This window comes from Facklamia sp. P12955, assembly GCF_050409565.1.
Lineage (GTDB): Bacteria > Bacillota > Bacilli > Lactobacillales > Aerococcaceae > Facklamia.
Genome location: NZ_JBNUPF010000007.1, coordinates 75,124 through 81,123, shown reverse-complemented (window position 1 = coordinate 81,123; position 6,000 = coordinate 75,124). Strand labels below are relative to the sequence as shown.

Annotated in this window: 4 protein-coding genes; all 4 read left to right on the top strand. The window is 37.3% G+C overall.

Features of this window, described 5'->3' with window-relative positions:
• Positions 1–238 precede the first annotated feature (238 nt).
• The 4 genes from ACQV2G_RS03170 to ACQV2G_RS03155 all read left to right on the top strand — a co-directional run bounded on the left by ACQV2G_RS03170 (position 239) and on the right by ACQV2G_RS03155 (position 5,986).
• Positions 239–2,998 (top strand): SpaA isopeptide-forming pilin-related protein, encoded by a 2,760-nt coding sequence (locus ACQV2G_RS03170; protein WP_428876118.1) that lies wholly within the window; start codon positions 239–241, stop codon positions 2,996–2,998.
• Between the two features lie 136 nt (positions 2,999–3,134).
• Positions 3,135–4,649, top strand: coding sequence for a helicase HerA-like domain-containing protein (locus tag ACQV2G_RS03165; protein WP_428873456.1), 1,515 nt, complete (start codon positions 3,135–3,137; stop codon positions 4,647–4,649).
• A gap of 119 nt (positions 4,650–4,768) precedes the next feature.
• A complete protein-coding gene (locus ACQV2G_RS03160; RefSeq protein ID WP_428876117.1) occupies positions 4,769–5,617 on the top strand; it encodes an HAD-IIB family hydrolase in 849 nt (282 codons plus the stop codon).
• 12 nt (positions 5,618–5,629) lie between these two features.
• Positions 5,630–5,986 carry a hypothetical protein gene (locus tag ACQV2G_RS03155; RefSeq protein WP_428876116.1) on the top strand — a complete coding sequence of 119 codons (357 nt, stop codon included), beginning with the start codon at positions 5,630–5,632 and terminating at the stop codon, positions 5,984–5,986.
• Positions 5,987–6,000 lie beyond the last annotated feature (14 nt).

Sequence of the window (6,000 nt, the reverse complement as noted above, 5' to 3'; positions counted from 1 at the left end):
TAGTTTTATCCCGCAAATTTTTAAAATTTCAGGACATTTTCATTTACGGTTGACAATTTTTTTGTAAAGATAGTCAAAGTTTTAAATCAGGAGTAGTTGTCAAATTTGAAGAAAGATTGATGAAATTTAGTAAAAACCTTTATAAATTTTGATAATTAAGCATTCTAAGGTCGTTGGCTCTTGATTTATGGTAAAGTATAATTGTAGACGAAACATAGTATTTAAGGAGGTTATCAAGATGTTTAAGAGAAAAAATATTTTATCATTTGTTTTAGTGAGCAACCTATTGGCAGTACCAATATTTCAAACCCAAGAAGTTTTAGCTCAAGTTGAAACGCAAGCACAAGAAAATTTTGTAGAGCCTACTTTTAATATTTTTTTACAAGTAGATGAGAATGTCCCCCAAGCTCAAAAAGAGATTTCCTATGATATTATTGATATAGCAAGTCAAGAGGTTGTTTATTCTTATCGTAGTGACAATACTGAACAGCAACCAATTGAATTGACTGCTGGTGAATATATCTTCCGTTTATATGATGACGGGAAGTTTCAAAGGGGAGGACAATCAGTTCGACCTTATCAAGTTCAAATCGTTCAAGAAAAACAAGAGAAGGCTGATGAAATTGCTGAGGATTCAGGAGAAATTGTTGAGTTGGCCGATCAAACGATAGTATATGATTATGCCTTTATAATTGACGGCAATTATTTAGAAACACCTCCGATTTTTAACATTTATTTAGTCGGTGATCAAGTTCAAAACCCTCAAGTACCAAAGATTGAATCACCAACTGCAGACAGTGGTCAAGAAACTGATAATAGTGAAGAAAACAGTCAAACAGAAGTTGCTGGCGAATTAGGAAACGTTAATGTAATTCTTAAGGACAGTGTGGGTAATGTCGTTCCGAATGTAGGAATAGTGATCAATGGGCAGGAAGTTTTAACCGATGAACAAGGGATCGCTCAATTTCAAGAAGTTCCTACTGGTAACTATGTAATGAATTTTGGTCGATTACCAGAAGCAATGTCAGGATATGAAATTGAAGAAAATGTTGAGATTTACTCAGGTCAAACTTACGACTTTCCTTTGATATTGTCAGGTGTTATCGAAGATTCAACAACTTCTCAAACAACTGTAGAAGCTAAAGCTGATTTACAAATCGAAGTATATGATCAAGAGGAAGCACCGGTTGAAGGAGTTAAGATTGAATTGACCAAACGGGATGATCCTCAATTTAAACAAGAATTAGTATCCGACCAATTAGGTGTCGCTCAAGCTTCTGATATTCCCACTGGCAATTACCAATATCAAGTAATCGAAACACCGGAAACACATTCAGCTCAAGGAACATTATTAGAAACACAAGTTTCTGCTAATGAAGAAAATCGTCAAGTAATTGGTATTACCAAGTTAGACCAAGTAGGTCAACTGAATATCTTAGTTACCGATACTCAAGGTCAAGCAATTCCCCAAGCTGAAGTTCAAGTGTTAGACCAAGTTTATACGACTGATGACAATGGCTCTATCTTTATTGATTCATTGCCAGTGGGTGATTACGATGTTACCTTGGTGACGACTTCAGGAAATGCTGATTTAGAGTCCAATGTTCAAAGGGTTGAAGTTTCAGTTAATCAGCCTACGGATTTAACATTTGAAATAGAAGAGCCGACTACAACAATGGAACCGACTACAACTGCTGAACCTACTACAGAAGAGCCAACTACGACGACACAGGATCCCAAAGCGGTTTTGACGATTAAAGTTCAAGATCAAAAGGCTGAAGCGGTAGAAGGTGTGAGCATACGCTTAATCAATACTGAAGATGGCCAAGAACAGGAAATAACGACTGATAGTCAAGGTCTAGCCTCAGCTAGTGATCTTGCTCTAGGTAACTACCAATACCAAGTCAGTCAAACCCCTGAAGGATATGTAGCCCAAGGCAATCTAATAGATGTAGCTGTAGAAAATGAAGCGCCAGAGTTACAAGCTGTGACTATTCAAAAAGAAGCTGAGGTGGGTCAAGTTTCAATAGCTGTCAGCAATAGTCAAGGTCAAGCTGTTGCAAATGTGCAAATGCAAATTGGCGAGTTGACTGTTGAAACTAACAAGAATGGAATAGCTTTAATTGAAGAAGTGCCTGTAGGCAGTTATGAAGTCCAGTTTGTTTCTATTCCTGAAGTTTACCGTGCAGATCAATTCTCTCCAGAAACGATTGAAGTGGTTGCAAACCAAAAAGTTGAACTAGCTTATCAGTTGGAAGAAAATGTTACGACTGATGAGCCTTCAACTACGCCAGAGCCGACAACCACAACTGAAGAAGTGATTACATCAATAGAGCCAACAACTACGACACTAGCATCAACTACACAAGAGTCAACTACCACAACTGTTGAGGAAACGACTGTTACCGAAGAAGCGACCGTTCCTGAAATGGTCTTTAAGGACTTAGAAAATGGAGGACAAGTCCTCTTAACCAAGGCAGACGCTAAAAATGTGGAGAAGGTTCTTATTCAAAAAGTTGATTTAAATGCCGCTAATCTCCCTTCTGAATTGAAAGGTAAAGATTTTGTAGCTTATGAAATCAAAGCTTTTAATCAAAACGGTAGTGAAATAAAATTGGAAAATCCAACAATAATCAAACTTCCTACCCGTCCAATTAATAGTCAACTTTTAGCCATGAAAGTTATGGGCCAACAAGTTGAAGGATTAAAAGTACGCCTTAACCGAGAAACAGCCACTGTTGAAAGCAAAGGCCTTGGTATTGTAGCCTTAGTATACAAAGACGCCAAAACTGATCAATCAACAACCACTCAAACTCAAGAGGATGGGAAAGCAGTTGTTGTTAAAAAGTCAACCGATCGTAAAGAAGCTGAAAAAGGCAATTTACCAACAGCTGGTGAAACAACTTCAAAAGTGATTTACTTAGTCGCAGGCATTTTAGTAGTTGGGGGAGCACTACTGATTGCTCTAAGAAAAAGAAATCAATTTAAAGACAAATAGATTTTTGAAAACAATCCCTAATATTTTTAGGGGTTGTTTTTTGTGTCTAACAAATCTAATAAATGTTAGATAATTGGGTGATGAGTAAATAAGAGTATGCTAAAATTGAGAGTGTGAATAGTAGAGGAGGCTTAACATGGATACACAACTTATGTTTGGATACGGCTCACAAGCGGTTGGATTAAGCTTAGACAAGTTAAATCGACATGGTCTTATAGCGGGAGCGACCGGAACGGGTAAAACGGTTACCTTAAAAGTTATAGCTGAACAGCTAAGTTTAGCTGGCATACCTGTGTTTTTATCAGATATTAAAGGCGATTTGATATCTTTGGCTGAGATGGGTAGTTCTCAAGCATTTATTGAAAGATTACAAGCCACTCACTATGAAAATTATGATAATCAAGCTTTTCCTATCGAACTGTGGGATGCCCATGGGCAATCAGGGCTGCCACTGAGAGTTACTGTTTCAGAAATGGGACCCATTTTATTAGCCAACCTATTAGGTTTAAATGAGACACAAACTAGTATTTTGAATGTGGTTTTTTCGGTAGCAGACGAAAAAGGGCTTTTATTGATTGACTTAACAGATTTAAGAGCAATGCTAAATTTCGTAGGCGAACATGCCAAAGAATTAAGCGGTAGTTATGGGAATATTTCCAAAGCATCCATTGGTGTTATTTTGCGCAGTATTGTAGTTTTAGAACAGCAAGGAGCTGATGCTTTTTTTGCTGAGCCTAGTCTAGAGATTGAAGATTTATTAAGGGTAGATGAATCAGGAAAAGGCATTATAAACATTTTGAATGCCAGCAAGCTCTATCAAACTCCCACACTTTATGCCATGGTCTTGTTAGCACTCCTAGGAGAGCTCTTTGACAGTCTTCCGGAAGTGGGCGATTTAGCTAAACCTAAAATGGTTTTCTTTTTTGATGAAGCCCATGTTTTGTTTGATGGAACTCCGAAGGTGCTGGTTGAAAAGATAGAATTGATGGTTCGCTTAATTCGCTCCAAGGGGGTAGGCATCTTTTTTGTCACTCAAAACCCTATGGACCTTCCAGACAGTGTGTCTTCACAATTAGGCAATCGAATTCAACATGGCTTAAGAGCATTTACACCAAAGGAACTTAAAGTGGTCAAAGCAGTGAGCCAAACTTTCCGACAAGCAGAATCTTCAGCTGTTGATTTGGAAAAAGTGCTCCAAGCGTTAGCCACCGGAGAGGCTGTTGTTTCTACTCTAGATTCAAAAGGCACACCAAATGTTGCTGAACGAGTTATGATTTATCCTCCGATGAGTAAGTTGGGCCTTGTTGACCCTCAAACTATTTTGAAGACGATTAACCACTCACAACTCTTAGATAAATATAGTGAAACAATTAATCGTGAGTCTGCTCACGAACAATTAAATCAAGCTATGCAAGAAACACAAGAAGAAATGATTGAATCGATTGATGGCAAAGCAGAGGACCTCTCAACCAACCAACGCATTAAAGAGCTGGAAGCAGAATTAGCTAAACAGCTTAAGAAGTCAGGCAAAACAGCTTCAAGACGGACGGATTCAAATTTTGACCGCTTTACTAAAAATATGATGAGTCAGGTTGGTCGCGAGATAGGCCGAGTTATCACACGTTCGATATCTGGTATGTTCAAAAAGTAGACTTTAGCGATTAATAAAGGATGATGATTCTTAAAAAAATGTTATAATCAGTAGGGATGCAATATGATAAATGTTTAACACTTTATTCTAGCAATAATTAAAAAGGAGCATTAATTTCTATGACATTAAAACTCATCACTATTGACCTTGATGAAACACTCCTCAGGACTGACAAGACTTATGATCGGGATCGCTTTAACCGCGTTCTGAAACGGTTAAGAGAAGCAGGAGTGATCGTGGCAATTGCTACTGGTAATTCTTATCAGAAAATTGCAGATTACTTTGAAGAGTCTGTCTGGCCGGACTTATATTTTGCTTGTGATAATGGTAATTACATTGTCAAGAATGATCAGACCTTAAAGAAGATTGGCATTCCATATGAAGGTTTTACCCAAATTATCGACTTTTTAGATGAATTTCAATCCTATTCTCCCGTTTTAGGATTAGGCGATGCGGCTTATTTTAGAGACACTAAGGGTCCATTATTTGATTTCATTTCACGCTACGCTAAAGATGTAAACTACATTCCTCAATTTTCTGAACTGCCTGAAGATTCTGTTGTAACAAAAATTGCGATTGCGACACAAGATACACTTGACCGCAATAAAGTCTTAGCTCGTATAATCAACGAGCGTTATCAAGAAGTTACTGCAGTTACTTCAGGAGATGGATGGGTAGATGTATATAATAAAGAGGGTGGTAAAGGCAGCGCCTTGCTTTATTTACAAAACAAATACAATATTAAAGCTGAGGAATCGATGGCCTTTGGTGATTCTTTGAATGATGAAAGCATGATGGCTCAAGTCCACTACAGTATAGCAATGGATAATGCCGATAAAGACTTGGCTATGCAATGTCGCTATAAAATCGGAAATAATAATGACCAATCAGTTATTTGTGTGCTAGAAGATTATATACAATCATTTGAATTAGACTTTTTAGAAAAATACCGTACAATTAAAGAATAGTAGGTTGATTAAATGGTAAAGAGAACGCAAAAGAAAAACATCAAGAACAGAATGGACGAGATGGCTCAAATTGACGCTTTCTTAATTCCGGCTCATCAAGCAGAAATGTATAAAGTTTTAAGACAAGCAGTAGCCGAAGAAGCCATTGAATATTGGCGAGCAAAATATCCTCAGGTTTCTCGTATAAAGGATAATCCTGATGAAGGCGAGGCTATTCAAATTAAAAATGCTGAGGATCAAGAAGTTTTTCGTTTCTATCTTAATCCTTCTAATATTTCTAAAGCGCAAAAGGCAAGAGATAAAGATCAACTGGATAAGTTTTTAATCAAATTTGAAAATATAGACAAAAATTCCCCACCAATGGTTTAATCAACGGTGGGGTT